Annotated in this window: 9 protein-coding genes; 4 read left to right on the plus strand and 5 right to left on the minus strand. The window is 68.6% G+C overall.

What is annotated here, in order from left to right; genetic code table 11:
• Nucleotides 1-368 precede the first annotated feature (368 nt).
• Both AC1DW0_RS06585 and AC1DW0_RS06590 read left to right on the plus strand, forming a co-directional pair.
• Nucleotides 369-2,039, plus strand: a complete 1,671-nt coding sequence (locus AC1DW0_RS06585) for a hypothetical protein (protein WP_477945207.1) — start codon at nt 369-371, stop codon at nt 2,037-2,039.
• Nucleotides 2,040-2,051: 12 nt separating this feature from the next.
• Nucleotides 2,052-3,620 carry a hypothetical protein gene (locus AC1DW0_RS06590; RefSeq protein ID WP_477945208.1) on the plus strand — a complete coding sequence of 523 codons (1,569 nt, stop codon included), beginning with the start codon at nt 2,052-2,054 and terminating at the stop codon, nt 3,618-3,620.
• A gap of 170 nt (nt 3,621-3,790) precedes the next feature.
• Here the strand turns inward: AC1DW0_RS06590 and AC1DW0_RS06595 are convergent, their stop codons facing one another.
• From AC1DW0_RS06595 to AC1DW0_RS06615, 5 genes are all read right to left on the minus strand, one after another.
• On the minus strand, nt 3,791-8,656 hold the full coding sequence (locus AC1DW0_RS06595; protein WP_477945209.1) for a hypothetical protein: 4,866 nt from the start codon (nt 8,654-8,656) through the stop codon (nt 3,791-3,793).
• Between the two features lie 12 nt (nt 8,657-8,668).
• Nucleotides 8,669-13,108 (minus strand): hypothetical protein, encoded by a 4,440-nt coding sequence (locus AC1DW0_RS06600; RefSeq protein WP_477945210.1) that lies wholly within the window; start codon nt 13,106-13,108, stop codon nt 8,669-8,671.
• Nucleotides 13,109-13,180: 72 nt separating this feature from the next.
• A complete protein-coding gene (locus tag AC1DW0_RS06605; RefSeq protein ID WP_477945211.1) occupies nt 13,181-13,972 on the minus strand; it encodes a glycosyltransferase family 2 protein in 792 nt (263 codons plus the stop codon).
• A gap of 9 nt (nt 13,973-13,981) precedes the next feature.
• Complete coding sequence (locus tag AC1DW0_RS06610) at nt 13,982-14,665, minus strand: class I SAM-dependent methyltransferase (protein ID WP_056196555.1); 684 nt, start codon at nt 14,663-14,665, stop codon at nt 13,982-13,984.
• A complete protein-coding gene (locus tag AC1DW0_RS06615; protein WP_056196558.1) occupies nt 14,662-15,303 on the minus strand; it encodes a glycosyltransferase family 32 protein in 642 nt (213 codons plus the stop codon). The genes AC1DW0_RS06610 and AC1DW0_RS06615 overlap by 4 nt, the downstream gene beginning before the upstream one ends.
• Before the next feature lie 134 nt (nt 15,304-15,437).
• On the opposite strand from AC1DW0_RS06615, the gene AC1DW0_RS06620 reads away from it, so the two are divergent.
• Both AC1DW0_RS06620 and AC1DW0_RS06625 read left to right on the plus strand, forming a co-directional pair.
• Nucleotides 15,438-16,250, plus strand: coding sequence for a hypothetical protein (locus AC1DW0_RS06620; protein ID WP_457442168.1), 813 nt, complete (start codon nt 15,438-15,440; stop codon nt 16,248-16,250).
• Complete coding sequence (locus tag AC1DW0_RS06625) at nt 16,234-17,280, plus strand: GSCFA domain-containing protein (RefSeq protein ID WP_477945212.1); 1,047 nt, start codon at nt 16,234-16,236, stop codon at nt 17,278-17,280. The genes AC1DW0_RS06620 and AC1DW0_RS06625 overlap by 17 nt, the downstream gene beginning before the upstream one ends.
• The last annotated feature ends 73 nt before the right edge of the window (nt 17,281-17,353 follow it).

Below are 17,353 nucleotides of genomic sequence, written 5' to 3' on the forward strand. Positions count from 1 at the left end.
CACCTCGGGTTGAAGGGTGCGGACCCTGTTCCTGGCACACCATTTCCCGTCCGGTCGCTTTCCCGTCGCTGCGTGTTCACACCTGATGCGGCAGGTGGCCCCCGCGGCGACCTGTCTCCAACCTTCAGGGCACCAGGGCGGTCGTGGCGTTCACCAGCGCTGGCAGCAGTCGCTCGGTGGGCCCTGGATAGCAAACCTCGGGTTCCTGGATATGATTTTCATCGTCTTCGGGCGGTCAGAGCGAGTTCGACCGCGCACGGTCAGCACTCCGACCCCGGTCGAACACCTACCGCCACCCTTCCACAGCGGGGGACCGACCGCCGCGCCTCAAACCATGATTCCGTGATGTTCATGCCAGCCCATCCACCATGACCGATGTCACCACGGGCCTGACCGTCGCGCCGATGCTGGACGCCGTGCCCCCGGCGCTGCGCGTGACGGGCATCGACTGGCTGAGTGGTTTGCGCGACAGCGGCCTGCGGCGTGGCGATCAGATCATCGCGGTGGACGGTGTGGCGCTGCGCCTCCCTTCGACGCCTGAAGAGGCGCGGCGCGAGGCTCCCCGCCTGATCGGCGGCTACCAGGAAAGCCAGCGCTGGGCGGATGCGGGAAAAGACGAGGGCGCGAGCGTCACGCTGACGCTGCGTCGGCGCGCCACGCCCGGCCGGGGTTGGCTCACGGTGCAGGCGACGGGCACGCTGCAGGGGCCGGCGCAGGCGCGCAGCGCAGACAACCGCATCCTGATCGGCCCCGACGGCCCGCCCGAGATGTTCGAGAACGATGGCTTCGATTCCAGCTGGCGCGAATGGGCAGGGAAGTTCGCCGCCATGTCTGCTGCCGTGCTCGATGACCCGCTGTACGCATTGGCCCAGACCTCGCAGTTCCTGCTGCGCCAACTGCAGGATCAGCAGCCGCGCGTGCAACTGCTGGCCGCGAAATACCCGAGCCCCTTCGCCCGCGCCGTTGTGCAGGATTTCGAAGCGATGCGCTTGCGCCTGCAGGGGCCTGACGTCGTGCTGCCAGCCGATGCGCTGGCCTACCGCGAGGTGGGTGAACAGCGCGCCGAAGCGATACGCCAGCAGGCTGAAGCCGAATGGGCCGCCTTGCAGGCCGAACTCACTGATCGCCTGATCGTCCCGCTCTTTCCCGCCGTGCATCCCGTACACGGTGACCGCGCCCGTGTGATCGGCCGCTACGCCTTGCTGCCCCCGCTGCGCAACCGCGATTGGGTCGGTGAGGCGGGGCGAACCTGGTTTGTCGCTGGCAACGCGCGTGACGGCTTCTACTTCGCCGACGCAGAGGGGCCGCAGGCAGTCCAGATGCTGGACGCGCTGGCCCGCTACCGCCGTCTGGTGATGCCGAACATCGACGAATGCTACGAACTCATCGGCCAGGTGCAGGAGCGGCCGGGGCAACTGGTGGTCGGCGAGCGGGCTTACTTCGGTTTGTCGCTCCAGCCGGTTGCGGCCTTGATCGGCGGCGCGATGTTCATCGATCTGCGCCAGCAGGACAGCGGTGTGGACGGCGGCGTGGCGCGCTTTGCCGGCGAGCAGGCGCTGCACGACCATGGCGCCGCGGCGCCGCCCGACAACGCCGAGCCCGAGGTGGTGATGCAAGCGATGGTGGCCGCGCTCAAGGCCGCTGATCAGGATCTGTGGATCTCGCTCTTTGCCACCTGGTCCGTGGAATCGCTGCCGGATGGACGGGTTCTGTTCCGGGCCAACGCCGTGGAGCAGCCGGCGCGTTATTTCGAGGAAGCGCGCAGGCGCATCGTGGAACGCGTCTTCGACATGAGGCCGGTCTGGCTTGATGACGTCCGCGTCGTCATCCCGGGTGACCAGTACCCCGGCCAGCAACGACTTGAGGAGGTCATCGTCGAGATGCAGCACATCGGCCTGTTTGATGGCCAAGCCGAAGGCGCGCCACGGGTTTACCGCGCCTTCAGTGACGTCACGGTGAACCGCTGGTGGCGGCTGCAACGCATCGGCATGCCAGGGGCGCTCGGGCCGTGGCGCATCACCAGCCTGCAACCGATCTGACGGGGGCAGCGCATGCCATCTTTCGACGGACGCCGCCGCGAACTTCGTGCGGCGCTGGCCACGCAGCAGTCCGCGCTGGACATCACCGAATCGACCCGCATCGCCGGCGCGATCGAGGATTATCTCAATGCGCGCGACGCCGTGCTGACGATGGTGCTGGTCTTCCTCGAAGACGACAGCCCCGAGCCGCTGGCGCCGGAGTACGCCTCCAAGTTCCGGGACACGACGCGGGCGGCGCAAGACAAGCTGGACAACATGCTCTCCGGTGTCTCCACCCCCACCGAGGCGGCCGTGCGCTTTCGGGAACAGGTGGAATTCGAGGAGATGGCGTTCTGGGGCCTCGTCGGCAGCATGAAGCTCGCGGAATCGCGCGATGCGCTGGTCGACAACGGCAGCAAGGTCAGGGGCTTGATTTCCTCGCTCGACAAGAAATGGCAGAACCTCTGTGAAGAGGATCTGCGGGTCGAAGAAGCCGAGCAGAAGGCGGCGCAGGACTTGAAGGACCTGCTGGAGCGGGCGCTGGCGACGGCGATGCCGGCCTACGTGCAGATGGGCACGGCCGTGCTGGCGCTGAAGGACGCGTGGAAGGCCTTCGGCAAGACCATCACCGACCACGTGACGGAGACGCTCATCAATGCCGGTGCGCCACGCAAGGTGGTCGAGGCGCTGATGAAGGTGGCGTCCTGGGCCAACGACATGGCGACCTTGGCCGAGATCGGGCAGATGTGCGGCATAGCGACCGAGGCCGTGCTGGACGTGCTGAACAAGCTGCGCTCGATGAACGTCGGTGGGCTGGTGCAATACCGGCTGGGCCTGGCCGTGGACAGCGGCTTGAAGAATGTGCTCAGCGCGATCGACCTGTTCCGCGATCCGATCCGCAACCTCGTGGAGGTGGGTTACTACTCGCGTCTGGCGGTGTGGAAGGCCGCGCTGGACAACGAAGGCGTGATCATCGTCGCCTACGGCGGTATCCGGCAGCAGGTTGACGAGTTCCTCAAGGCATGCAACCTGGACGGAACCCGCGCCACGCATGCTGCGGTTGTTGCGGACATGGACCGGGTGGCATCCGGCCTGCGCACGGACGGGCAGAAGAGCGACTGGTATGAGGTGCAGCGCGGGCTGAAAGACATCTTCGACCGTAAGCGCGCCGGTACCGAGAAGGCATTCGAGGATTTCTACCGTGCCAACGACGGTCGTTTCCTGGGCGGTCTCAGCACGGATACGGAGCGCGCCCTCCTCGAGCCCGACAAGTGGCTGGTGACGACCAACGGTGTGATTGCCGTAGGGCTGGACACCAAACTGCGTGAATGGCGGGAGAACGTGACGGTGTTGCAGGGCGGCCCGAGGGAAGCTTTCGATTCAATCCAGGACGCCTTTCTCGGACTTCCCCTTGACGTGCGCGACAAGGTGAAGGGCAGCGTCAACGACTATGTGACAAAGCAGATGAACACGCTGAACACCGAAGCCGAGAAGACGCTGGCGTTGCTGGACAAATGCGAGCTGATGGTGAATGCGCGCAAGATCAGCGACGACCTGGACCGTGCCAGGCTTTCTCAGGCGCTCAGGGCGACTATCAGGTAGGCGTCGGCGAGCGATGCGGCAAGGCAGGCCGCGAAAGCCCCGTCTAGCGAGACAAGGTTGGTGAGGCCCGCTATGGGGGAGGGCATTTCGGTGAACTGACCGACGGCACTGGACTCGCCGAACCGCGCGGGCTTGCTTTTCGACTTCAGCCGCCCCGCGATGCCCTCCGTTCAGACCTCGAACGCCTCCGCATACGTCAGCCTCTCCTCCACCACCAGCTTGCGCCAGGTCGCGTTGCGCGGGTCGGGGACGGTCTTGTCGGTGTAGAAGCGCTCGAACTCGCGCAGCAGCACGCGGTAGCGCCAGCCGCTGGCCAGGGTCGGCAGGGACCCTGTGTGGGACCAGATGGGAGGATCGAAGAGCGGGCCGATCGGGCCGATGGGACCAATCGGTCCGATTGGTCCAACAGGGCCGACGACGACGTCCCTCACCAGGCCGGGGACGGGCTTGAGCTGCTCCAGGCGGTCGAAGCGCAGCGTCTCGCCGCCGCGGGTGGTACGCACGACGGTCTCTGCGGCGCGCTTGGGCGCTGGCGCCTCCAGGGCCTTGAGGGCCAGGGAGCGCGACGCAGCGTCGCCGCCGACGAGTTGGCCGCCCAGCATCTGCACGTCCTGCCAGCCGATGTCGCCTTCGAAGTCGAGCGACTGGCGCTGCAGCACGGCCTCCATGCGGTTGCGCCCGTCTTCGAGGTGGGTGCCGGTGAAGTCGGAGATCACCGAGGCATTGGCGAGCGGGGACTCGGCTTGGCCGCCGGCATTGAGCCGGCGCATCGGCCCGCGCTTGGCGGCCGAACCGTAGACGTCGAGCTGCACAGTGTTGCGCTCGCGCTTGATGATCGCGACGCGGCGCGGCAGCACCTGGGCGAAGTCGCACAGCACCGTGCGGGAGACCTTGGCCTCGGCCAGCGCATGGGGCTGGAAGCGCACCAGCGACAGCCGCACGAAGGGCATGTAGCTGAAGCCGGTGTTGAGCTCGATGTCGCAGTACCAGAGCTTGCGCTGCTTGTCGAAGTAGACGCGGTGGCCCGCGACGGTGGCGGGCTGGCCGTCTTCCAACAGCAGCACCTGCTCGGTGCGCACGGCGGCGCCGAAGGCATCGGCGTTGGCCACGTCACCGGCGTTTGCCGAATCCCACAGCGGGTCGCGGCCCCACTGGGTCAGATAGGGGATGCGATCGGCGGGCAGGTCGGCGAACTTGCCGTCGTTGGGCTGCAGCACCACGCCCAGCAGCTCGCCGTTGCCGGACGAGAACCAGGGCCGCTCGAGATACACGCGCAGGCCGTTGCCCAGCCGCGTGCTGCGGTCGCGCACGCTGCGGTCCCAGCGGAAGGTGGGCACGACGTAGAGCACCTGGGGGATGTCGGGTGGGCTGGTCGAGCGGATGACGGTGCCGACCGTGCCGCCGGTGCCCACGTCGGCGATGGGCGCGCCGGCGTCCTTGGTTTCGCCGAGCAGGGTGTGGGCCTGGATCTGCACGCGGTCGGTCTCGACGATGGGGCCGTCGCGCGTGATGCGCTCGGTTTTGGCGAACAGGGACGGCGGGAGGTATTCGCGGAAGCGCGTGGTGGCGCGCAGGTGGTAGCGCACGAAGCGGAACTTGGTGTCGCCGAACTCGTGGCGGTTGCCCGGCACGGCGGGATGCTTGGCCAGGTCGGACGGCAGCAGCTGGCCGCCCACCGGCGTGAAGGCCGTCTGCTCGGCCACGGCCTGCTCCAGCGTGAAGCGGTTGCCGTGCATCTCCGCGAGGCGGATCTCGCTCAGCACGGCCTCGTGAGGCACGCGCTTGGGGCCGGGGTCGGCCGGGTCGTCGGCCAGGGGGTCGTCGACCCACTCGTCCCACTCGCCGACGATCTCGAACTTGCCGGTGCTCGGGCCATGCAGGCGCACGGTGCGGGCCAGCAGGTCGGCGTGCTGCCAGCCGGCCTGGCGGTCCACGCTGGCTTTCTCGACGCGCGGCTCGCACACCGGTTGCTGCGTGGCGTGCACGAAGACGAGGTCGCGCCAGGGCGTGAGCATCCAGTTGACGCCGGCCAGGGCCTGGGCCTGCAGCCGCTGCACGCCCGCCGCGCTGGGCTGCCAGTAGGGCAGCGCGAGGTGGCGCACCAGCTCATCGTGCACGAAGCTCGCGTAGCGAAGTCGGGCGATGTGGCCCTTGGGCAGGAAGACGCGCAGGATGCCCTTGGCGAAGTCCCACTTCGGCGCGTCGGGCACGGTGAAGTCGTCGCCGCAGGGCGGCGTGGCCACCTCGCCGGGCTGCTCGTGCAGTTGCAGGCGCAGGCTGCGGGTGTCGTCGGGCCAGCTCTTGGCCAGGGCGCCATTGGCCGGGTCGCGGTCGAAGTCGAGCAGCAGGATGAGGCGGTCCTTGTGGTCGTCCAGGAACACCGCGCGGGCGCCCTTGTCGAGCACATAGCCGTGCAGGCCCGGCGCCAACTGCACCAGGGGTTTGCCCACGATCCAGGCGCTCAACCCGGGCACACCTTCGATGGCGACGCCGCCGCTGGCCGGGTCGGGCAGGTAGGGCACGGGCACGATGGCCTCGCGATGCACCAGGTACTGGCCTGCCGCGAAGCGGTCCTTGGTGTCGTCAGCCTGCTCGGGCGGCGCTATTGCGCCGCCCTGCACGGTGGCCGCCAGGGCGGCCTTGGCGGGCGTCACGAGCTCGATGGTGGCACCCGGCACGGGGTGCAGCAGGCTGCCGTTCTCGCGTGCCGCGACCGCGTAGCCGGCCTTGATGCGCGCTGGTGTGGCGCCGCTGGCACTGCCTATTGCCGAGTCGAACATGCCATGCAGCTCGCACTGCTGCTGCGAGCTCTTGGGCGGCACGATGTGGCGGTCGCTGCTGTTGCCGTACTCGAAATCGGGGTTGTCGTAGAAGGTGGACAGTTCCCCCTGGATCTGCGCGACGTAGCCCGCGGCATCCTTGTTGTAGTTGGTGCGCAGCACCTGGCGCTCCAGCGACTCGCCTTCGCTGACCTTGGCCGTCAGCACCAGGGCCGGCGGGTCCACCGGCTCGAAGCGGCCATAGGCCAGCGGCTCGCTGGCCTGCTCGTCGGCGCCCGGCTCGTCCAGCGCGAGGCTGTTGCCAGCCAGGTCCACCAGGCGGGCCCGCATGCGATAGCGGCGGCCGAAGCGCAGCCGCGGCAGGCTCCCCTTCACGGGCACAACAGCCACGGCCATGCCGTTGCCGCGCGTGGCCGTGTCGGTGGGCGTGTCCACGACCTCCTCGGTCTGCAGGTGCGTGCCGGGTGTCGTCACGCTGCGTAGCGTGCGCCCCGGGCGCGGCGCTGCCAGGCTCCAGCCAGTCCAGCGGAACAGGGTCTCGTGCAGGTACTGGTCGTCCGGCGCCCCGGGCGAGGCGGTGGCGGATGCACCCTTCACATGGCCTTCGTCGGCCGGCAGGTCGACGGCGCGCTCGGGCAGCGCACCGCGGGCCAGCGCGCGAAAAGCGCCCTGGCGCTGCACCAGGCTGCGCCACTTGGGGTCGGCCGCGTCCCAGGCGTCGATGCGGTAGCCGCGCAGCACGTCCTCGGCGAACAGCGTCACCGCGGCCGCGGCCGCGCCGCCGGCCTTGATGGCGGCGTTGTTGAGCGCCGCAGTGGCGGCATTGATGCCCACACTGCCCGCGCGGCCGTGGCGTGACACGCCGATGCCGCCGGAGCGCAGGTTGGCCACCGGCTGGCGGTCACCGGTGGTGTAGGTGACGGCGCCGTGGGCGCCCATCTCCAGGTGCTTGGCGACGAGGTTCTGCGCCGTCAGCAGGAAGTTGACGGTCTTCAGCGACGCGCCGTCGGGGTCGACCTGATAGATGTCGAAGGGGCTACGCGCCTGCAGGTAGTTGTCGTTGGCGCCGACGAGGCGCAGCAGGCCGTCGGCATGATCAGCCGTGCGCTCGCGCACGACGAAGCGCTTGCGCGTGGCCGTGAAGGCCGTCCACGGGCGCTGGCTGTCGCCGATGGTTCCGCTGACGATGCGCAGCTGCATGAAGCCCGCGGCGGCCGATGCACCGGCCGCGGTGACGAGGGCGTCGAGCAGGTCGTTCTTCTCCAGCACGAAGTCGATCACCAACCCCAGGCGGCGCATCAGGTGGGGGTGGTCGCCATAGCTGGCGATGCGCTGGTGGAAGTCGTAGTCCGGCTCGACCGGCGAGGCCTCCACGCCCGTGAAGCCGGGGCGGCGCATGGCCTTCTGCGCGGCGGTCGGCACGCGGCGGTTGTAGAAGCGGTCGCTCTGCCACAGCGCGTACTCGCCCGGGCCGCTGAACTGCTCCATCAGCACGGCGCGCTTCTCGCGGTCGGCCGGGTCGGTGGCGATACTGCCGTTGCGGATGAGGGCCGGGTCTTCCCACTGTGGCGGCAGCGCACGCAGGCGGAAGGTGGTGTTGCCGCCCTTTTGCCCCGGCAGGCGTGCAGGGGCCGGGATGCAGCTGTTGGCGTTGAAGACGCTGCCGTCGATGGCGCGGTCATGGGCCCGTGAATTGCCGCGCAGCGCATGGAAGCGCCCGAAGCCGGGGAAGGGGACCTCAATGGTGCGATTGCCGAAGTCCTGCTTCAGCGTGCGCGTGCCGAGGTCGGTGAGCAGGCCCTTCAGCGCCGGATCGGCCGCGCGCCAGGGCAGCAGCACGGGGTGGTCGCCATCGCCCGCCGTCTGTGCGAGCTGGGTGTAGTGCTGGCGCAGCAGGCCCAGCACGCTGCGCACCGGGTAGGAGCGCAGGTTCTTGGCCGAGATGTCCATGAAGGCGAAAGGCGCCACCGGCAGGTCGGCCGGGAAGAGCTGCTTCCACAACGCGCTGTCGGGCTTGAGCTCGGGCGCCGCGACAAAGGGCTGCAGCGGCACGGCGCCGTTGGGCAGCACCAGTTCCAGTTTCAGCCCAGCCGCCGTGCTGGGCCAGTCGGCCCAGGGCTGCCAGGCGGGGTTGCCCAGCAGGCGCTCCGCCGTGCTGCCGGGCTCCAGCCGGGGCGAGATGACGACGGAGACGCACCAGCGTCCGCCGCGTTGGCCGTTGGGAAGCGCCGTCCAAAGAAGCGTTTGTTTTGCCATGTTGTCGCTCCTTCAGGCGAAGGCCTCGCAGTAGTCACGCCAGCCGTAGCGCGTGCTGTCGTCGATGGCGGCCAGCTCGGCGGCCAGCGCCAGCGTCGGGTCGGCCGACAGGCCCAGCAACTGCCGCAGCGTCGGGTCGCCGTTGCTGCCGGCGAACTTCTTCTCGCAGCTGATCGTCACGCTGCCCGAGAAGATGAACACCTCGATCTCGATGGTCAGCGTCGCCTTGCCCACCGCCTTGCCGGTCTCGAACTCGTAGCGCAGTTCGAGGTAGAGCTCCAGCGACGCGGTGATCAGGCCCAGCACGTCCACATGGCCTTCGAGGCGGAAGTAGCCGGTCAGGCTCGCCGCATCGGCCTCCATGCGGAAGTAGATGCCGGCCATGACCGACACGCCGCCGGAGGCCACACCAAAGTCGATGCTGATGGCGGCGCCGAACTCGAAGGCCGCCTCCAGGATCTGCACGCCCTTGGGGTCCAGCGTGATGCCGAAGAAGCCGCCGCCGCCGAAGACGTAGACCGTCAGGTGGAAGGGCTGCTCGCGGGTGCAGAAGTTGAAGCGCACCGACAGCGGCTGGCCGATGAAGGGCACCGTGAAGCCCGCGCCCAGGCTCACGTTGCTGAGGTTGAGCACGCCGCAGGTGATGGCCGGCAGGGAGACGTCGAAGCCCGCATCGATGCCCTGGGCCGTGATGTCCAGGTAGGGCGGGTCGGAGAAGCCATCGAGCGGGATCAGGTCGCGCAGCGTCTCGACGAAGGACAGCGGGCCGACGAACTTGATGCCCGACAGCATCACGTCGACGTTCATCTTGGCGCTGCTGTCGACGCTGAACTCGATCTTCTCGAAGTTCAGCTCGATGAAGCTGGCCGGCGCGATGAGGACGAGGTCGAAATGGTGCAGGCCGCACAGCACCTGGATCTTCGGCGCGCCGCCGCTCTTCTTCATGCGCGCCTCGACGGCGACGATGAAGGCATGCTTGTCGTGTACGACAAAGAGCGGCGAAGCCGGATCGAAGCCCCAGCTCTTGATCTCGGGCTTCCAGTCGAAGCGCACGACGAGTTCCTCGCCGAGCAGGTTCTCCAGCATCTGCAGCAAGGGGCCCACCGCGCCCAGGGCGTCTTCCACCACGCCCAGGATGTCGAGCAGGGTTTTGCGCGGCGGCCCTTCGAGCAGCGGGAAGGCCGCGACGTCGCCCTTCACAGCGCCGAGCGCGTTCTTGACGGCCTCCACCTTGGGTGCCAGCTCGGCGGGCTTGGTGATCAGCTCGCCCAGGGACTGGCCGGCGGCCGGGTTGTCCAGCAGGTTCTTCAGCGCGTCGAACAGGGTCTTGCCATGGCCGACGAGGCCGGCGATGAGCTTGATGGAGTCCAGCACCGTGAGGGCCTGGGCCACCACGGCGTTGACCTGCTGGCGAAAGCCCGCGGGGATGACCGTCGAGGCCTGGACGGTGTTTTTCAGATCGACGAGCTTGGCACGCAGCGCGCCGTTGCCCTGCGGCGCGTCGAGGGCGTCGGCGAGATTGATGCCGGCCAGCGGGTTGGCGGCGTCCAGGCTCTTGCTGCCCAGGTTGTCCAGTTGGGCCTTGACGCTGTCCAGCGTGGCGAGAAGCGTGTTGACCTTGGTGGTGATGGGCGCCAGCTGCGCGGCACCGAAGGCGGCCGCCTGCTGCAGCAGGTCGTTGATCGTGCCCTTGACGACGTCGAGCGCCGCGCTGCCCAGCGTGCCGGGCTGGGAGGCGAGGCTGCTGATGAACTGGTACAGCCGCATCAGGTCGTTGAAGAAGGCCTCGACCTTGGTGCCGGCCTCCGACGCGAACTTGGGCGCCTTGTCGAGGTTGTCGAAGAGCTGTGTGATGTCGTGGATCACTGCGCTCAGCGGGATGCAGCCGAACAGCAGCGGCAGCGGCAGGTCGCCTGCGCCGCCGGGCGGGAAGAAGTTGGTCGCCTTGATCTGGCCGCCCACCACGTCGGCCACATTGCCGGCCGCCGGCCCGAGCGAGCGCGACAGCGCCGACGGGCTCAGGTTGGGCATGACGAAGCCGCCGCTGCGGTCACCCTGCTTGGAGAAGTCGAGGCGCCCCATGCCCGCGCGCTCCACCACCTCGGCAAACACCTCGCCCTTGTTGACGCCCGGGTCGAAGCCGCTTTGCAGATAGGTCGTGTTCCAGCGCAGTCGGTTGAAGCCGTCGGAGCCGGTCAGCTGGGCCATCGCGCCGATGCGCGCCTTCAGCCGCGACACGCGCGGGTAGAACATGGGCTTGAGCAGGTCCGGCGTGAAGGCCTTGAAGGCCTTGAACGAGGTGCTCGTGGCGACCGTGGACGGCACATGGGCGTCGAAGGTCAGGTGGGCGACCTCCACCGCCGTGTCGCCGGGCTTGCTGCTCAGCGCGAGCGTGACGCGCTGGCGCTTGAGCTGGGCGGTGGCGCGCTCGGTGCCCTGCGGGTCGTCCACCGCGTCGGCAATCTGGAACTTGCGCCAGCCGGTGAGTGCGCGGTTGGCCGTGTCCGCCGCGCCGCCGGTGCCCGAATGCTTGGGAACGAGCTTGTTGCCGACCTTGTCCCGGGGGCTGGCCATGGTGTTGGACATGAAGATCAGCGGCAGCTCGAACTGCACCTCGCGCCCGTCCAGGTCGGTACCGGCCATGCGGAAGGGGAAGGGCGTCGGCGAGTCGCCCGGGCCCGTGGCGGGCCAGAAGAGCAACTGGCCCAGGCCGGGTTCAACCTGAGTCTTGGACGGCTGCGCGAGATCGGGCGTCACCGTCGTCAGCATGCGCACCGAGGTGAACGGCAGCTCGTGCTCCACGGTGGCGTCCCCGGCGCCGAAGGGGCGCAACGTGGACGCGTCGTCGTAGTGCTTGATCTTCTCTCGCACGATCATGAACATGCGCTGGCGCAGATAGGCCGGGTTGCCCGGCAGCTTGTGGAACTTGCGCTCGCTGACCTTGATGAGCACCGCGCGGTGGCCGAAGGGGAAGAGCACGCCGCGGTAGACGACGCGCACATAGTGGTCGCGGCCCTGCGTGGCCTGGTGCACCCAGCTCTCCACATCCAGGCCCGGCGGCTCCCAGTCGCCGCGGCTGTCGAGCCAGGCGCCCTGGCTGGACAGCATCAAGAGCCGCGTGTCGATGGGCTGGGGCTCGTAGTTCGTCATCGAGAAGTTCGACGACAGGTGGGTGATCTGGTAGCGGTCGTAGTCCGACAGCGCCGTCTCGCTGGTGACGAAGGGGTTGCCCGCATCGGGCCCCGGCAGCTCCGTGAAGCCGGACGGGAAGGCCGACTGCATCGCCTTCTGGCCCCAGCCCGTGGTAGCCCAGACGGCGCGCACCGTGCGCCCCGCATCAGGGGCCGGCGAGTCCACACCCGCGGGGCCGAGCAGCCGCGTGTGCCACAGCTCGGTGTGGCCGGAGTAGGGCGACGTGGCCGCCTTGGTGGCATGCCGCCAATGCTCGCCGTCGTGCGGCGAGATGATGAGCCGCCAGGGCAGTTCGATCGCCGTCTGGGTGCTGGTGGGCAGCGCGGGTTTGGGCAGCACGCGCCTGACCGGCGGGACCTCCACGATCACCGCGTCGGGCAGCGTGGCCTGGCTGCCGATCACGTCGCCCAGGCGCCGGCGCAGCGTCGCCTGGGCGGCCTCGCCGCCGCGGCGGGCGATCTGCGTCTGGCGCAGGCTGAAGGCGTTGAGCGCCGGCCCGGTGAGGCCGACCATGGCTTGCACGGGCAGGAGCGCGGTCGCGGTGATCTTGCCGACGGCCTTGGTCTTGGTGGTCACCACCACCCCTGCGGCCCGCTGCCAGCGCGGCCACAGTTCCAGCACGCGGCGCTGCGCCGGGCGCGGCAGCGCGCCGGGTGGCACGCGCATGTCCAGCGTGCGGATGGCGCCCAGCAGCCCGTCCAGCGTGTAGGGGCATTCGAAGCCGGCGGGCCACTCGAACACGACACGCGACTCGTTGGCCGCGCGGGCGCGGATCGGCGGCGGGTCGACCTCGTTGTCCGGCACCACCGCCGAGGGCACGGGCTTGCCGTCGAGCGGCGGCGGCATGTCCGGCGCGCCGGTGCCCGGAGCCTGCTGCTCGAAGAACACCTCCTCGGCAATCGACTGCGGCGGATGGTGGACGATCAGCGAGGCGGCGCCGCTGCCGCTGGCGGCAAGCACGGGCGGTTTGCTGCCCGGCTTGCGGGCGACGTTGACGAGCTCGATGCGCAGCGCGACGAGGTCGTCTGGCCGCACCACCGCATCGCCGGGACGGCTGCCGCTGAACAGGTTGCCGACGTACTCAATGGCGTGCGGGACCGGCGTCGGCGTGATGATGATGGGCGGTGGGGTCGGGCCGACCACGACGGGCGGCGCAACCGGACCGACCACGACATCGCCGATCCTGGCCGCCGCACGAGACCCGATGGCACGGCTCTTCACCGGCTTCCTGGCCTGCTTCTTCGCCTGCTTCTCCGCCATGGCAGCGCTCCAGCGACCGCGCAATGCCGCGGCGCGGCGCGACTATAGGACCGGGATTTCCAAGCCGTACCCCTAGAACCACTCCACCGGCAACGCCAGCCCCACGCCCTTGAGCAGCCCGGCCCGGGCGGCTTTCAGCTCAGCCGTCGGTGCCGGCCAGCGCCGGTAGACATGCAGGAAATCCAGCACAACGGTGGTGTTGTTGGAAGCCTCCTGCTGGCCGCGGCGGACGCCGGGGTTCACATAGTCCTTGTGCATGACGGCGCCACCGCCCGCAACGTGCACCGGCATTGCGCGCGAGCAGACGCCTAGCAACCAGTCCCAGTCCTCCTGCGAGGCGAGATGCGCGTCGAAACTCAGGCCCTGCAGCAGGCTGCGGCGGTAGGCCAGGCAATGTAGGGGGATGAAGTTCTTGACCCACAGCGTGTTGACATCGGCCCCCGCCAGCGGCGTGGTCTGGCGGCCGAGCTCGGGGATGCCAGGCTGCTGGCGGTCTTCGGTGACGACGGTGATGTCGGTGAACAGGACTTGCGCATCCGGGCGCTCGCAGTACGGCTTCAGCGTGGCCAGATGCTGGGGCTCGAAGGTGTCGTCGTCGTCCAGGAAGATGACCCATTCGCCGCGCGCCAGGGCCAGGCCCTGGTTGCGGCTCTCGGCGGGGCCGTTGGCGCCGGTGCGCTTGAGGAAGCTGTCGGCCGGGCCCAGATCGCGGGCGACGACGGCGGCGGTCTCGGCGTCCAGCGCATCGGCGACCAGCAGGATCTCGAAGTCCGCGCAGGTCTGGGCGCGCAGCGAGCGAATAGCCCGCGCCAGCGTGGCCGGCCGGTTGTGCGTGGCCATGACGATCGAGAAGAAGGGCTGCATCGCGATGCTTCAGGCCTTGCGCCGGGCGATGGCCAGCAGCGAGATGTTGTTGAAGAACCAGATGCCCTGCAGGTCCAGCGTCGTGTACTTGTGGATGACGTTGGCCAGCGTGTAGGGCGTGTACCAGCAGTTGTGGTCGGGGTGCACGACCTCGACGAAGGTCTCGGCCTCGGTCTGGTAGTCGAAGTGCCGCGCGAAGCAGCTGTAGGCGTCGGGCACCGTGATGACGTATTCCTTGGCGCCGACGCGGTCCAGCTGCTCCAGGAAGCCCTTCACGTCGGGCACATGCTCCAGCACCTCGGGCACCAGCACGAGGTCGTAGGGGTCCTTGATGTCGTCCCAGGACGAGAACAGCCGGCCTTTCAGGTGCGGCAGCATGTGCGGGAAGGCCTCGTCGTGGATGTCGAAGCCGTCGAGCTGGCAGACCTTGTCGAGCTGCAGGTGCAGCGAGCGGTTCAGGTCGGTGATGGGCCAGTCGACGCAGCCCACGTGCAGCACGCGCTTGCCGCGGCACATCTCCTGCAGCACCGCCACGCGGGGGTGGCCCATCAGGTTGCGGCTGACCGGGATGCGGTGCACGAAATAGGGCGAGTGGGCGCGCTCCAGCGCCGACACCGGCGGCAGGCCCTCGGGCTGGCACAGGGCCGGCTTGGGGCCGCGGTCCGTGTCGGTGGAAATCGTCGTCTCGCTCATGCCAGGCTCCGTGTATGCAGCTCGTCGTAGTTCTTGCGTGTGCTGCCCCATTCCTGGTCGGCGAAGACCGGGCCCTTGCCGCTGTAGCGGATGCCGGAGTAGTGCTGCGGGATGAAGAAGTGGCTGGGCCAGATCGTCAAGTTGATGTAGTTGTAGCGGCGGTGCGCCTCGGTCAGGAACAGCGGACCAACGCTTTGCCAGGCCATGCGGTCGATGACGGTCGCCTTTTCCTTCACGTCCAGGATGAGCTGGCGGAAGAAGGGGTTCTGCGGTTCAGAGGCGACATAGCCGGCGGCGATCAGGCCGGGGCGGATGATCTCGTTCTCCCAGCAGGCGCAGGCCTCGCAGTCGAACAGCCAGGGCTCCAGCGGGCGGCGGCAGATGCTGTCGGCGTCAACGACGAAGCCGCCTTCGCGGAACAGGATCTCCCAGCGCATGATGTCGGCCACGCCGTTGAGCTCGCGGCCAGACATGGCGCGGATGTGGTCGGCGTTGTACCAGCCGTAGGACATCAGGTCGGCATTGCCCCAGACCTTGAGCTGCCAGTCGGGGTTGTGAACCCGCCAGGTGTCTATGCAGTTGTCCGGTCGCTTGGATTCGTCGCCGACCCAGATGATGTGCAGGGTCTTGGGGATCATGGGGCTCTCCTGAGCTTATCCGGTGCAGTATCCAGCGGGCGCTCGGCGTCCCGTAGGGGGAACTGAGGTCCATTCCTCGCCCTTTTGCCCCCTGGGCAAGCGCCGCGCCTCCCCTATGCTCGGCCCCAAGCATCATGACCCCACGGCTTTTCGTTGCCATCGGCAGCTCGCATCTCTTCGGCCTGATCGACCGCTACATCGAGCCAGTGTCGTCGGCCAAGTACCGCTCGGTCTGGTCGACCGGCGTGCCGTTCCGTGAGCCCATCGAGCTGGACGCCCCGCCTGGTTGGCGCGGCGAGCATGTGCTCTACAACACCCCGGTGGCCGGGCCGCCGCCCATGCTCAAGGAAGGGGTGCTCTACATCCCGGATGTGCTGACGGGCGTGCTCGGTCACATCCCTCAGGAAGCCGAGGTCATCTTCTCGCTGCTGCGCGGCCAGGAGTTCGCGATCGCGGCCCTGGTCGACGATCCCTCGCATGGCGACTTCCTCGGCGACGACGGCCGGATGGAGCCGGGCCGACGCTGGATGTCGCGCACCGATGCGCTGGCCTGGGTGCGGCAGATCGCTGAGCCGCTGTGGACGACGCATCTGGCCCTGCGCCAGCAGTTCCCGCGCGCACGCATCGTGCATGTGCCGGCGCCGCCGCCGGTGGAGTCGCATGAGCACATCGCTGCCAATCCCGAAGCCTTCGGACAGCTGTTTGCCGTGCATGGCATCAAGCCGTTCACGATGCGCCAGCGCATTTACCGGCTGATGTACGGCGACCTGAACCAGCGCCTGGCGCAGATGGGCATCCTGAGCCTGGCGCCGCCCGTCGGCGCGCTGACCGGGAACGGCGGCCTGAAGGCCGAATTCGCGCGCGGCTGCCTGCATGGCAACGAGCTCTACGCCGAGCTGCTGGCGCAACAGATACGGGAGGTACTCGCCGATGTCCCACCCCTATGAGCAGATGCCGGCCCAGGCCTTCTGGCGCAAGACCGTCAGCGCCCAGGCCTGGGGCCAGCTCGACTTCAAGCCGAACACCAAGTTCAAGCTGACCCCGTCGCTGAAGATCGCGACGGCTGGTTCCTGCTTCGCCCAGCACATGGCCAGGCGCCTGGAGAGCTTCGGCCTCAGCCACTGGGTGGTGGAGCAGGCGCCCGCGGGCCTCACGCCCGAGCGGGCGCGTGAGCTGCAGTACGGCGTGTTCTCGGCCCGCTATGCCAATGTCTACACGGTGCGCCAACTGCGCCAGCTCGTCGAATTCGCCTTCGGCCTGCGTGAGGGCGACCCGCCGGTGCTGACCGAAAAGGGCCGCATCTTCGACGCCCTGCGCCCGCGCGTCCAGGCCGGCGGCTATGACTCGCTGGCCGACCTGCGCGCCGACCGCGCCTGGCATCTGGCCCAGGTGCGGCGTCTTTTCAGCGAGTGCGATGTCTTCGTCTTCACGCTCGGCCTGACCGAGGCCTGGGTGGAGCAGGGCAGCGGTGTCGTCTTCCCGGTCTGCCCGGGCACGGCGGCGGGCGAGTTCGATGCCGAGCGGCATGGCTTCGTCAACTTCGAGTACCCGGAGATCCTGGCCGACCTGGAATGGGTGCGCGGGTTCATCGCCGGCGTGAATCCGGGCATGCGCTGGATCGTCACGGTGTCGCCGGTGCCGCTGGTGGCCACGGCGACGGCGCATCCGGTCATCGTTGCGTCCAGCTATTCCAAGGCGGTGCTGCGCGCGGTCGCCGGGCGGTTTGCGGACGCGCATGACGAGGTCGACTATTTCCCCTCCTTCGAGATCATCTCGTCGGCGCAGAGCTTTGGGCAGTACCTCGAGGGCGATTTGCGCGAGGTGTCGCCGCGTGGCGTGGACCATGTCATGCGCCAGTTCTCGGCCGCCTTTGTCGAAGCCGGCGAACGCGCTGCCGTGGCGGCACCCAGCCTGGCGGCCCAGGCCGCAGCGGCGGCTCAGGTCGAGTGCGAAGAGCTCCTGAACGACAGACCCTGAAGGGCTCACGTCTGTTTTCTGCACGGCCCTGCGGGGCCGTTTTCTTTGGCCCGTCATAAAAAAAGGCCCTGGG

The organism is Roseateles sp. P4_D2 (genome assembly GCF_056401875.1).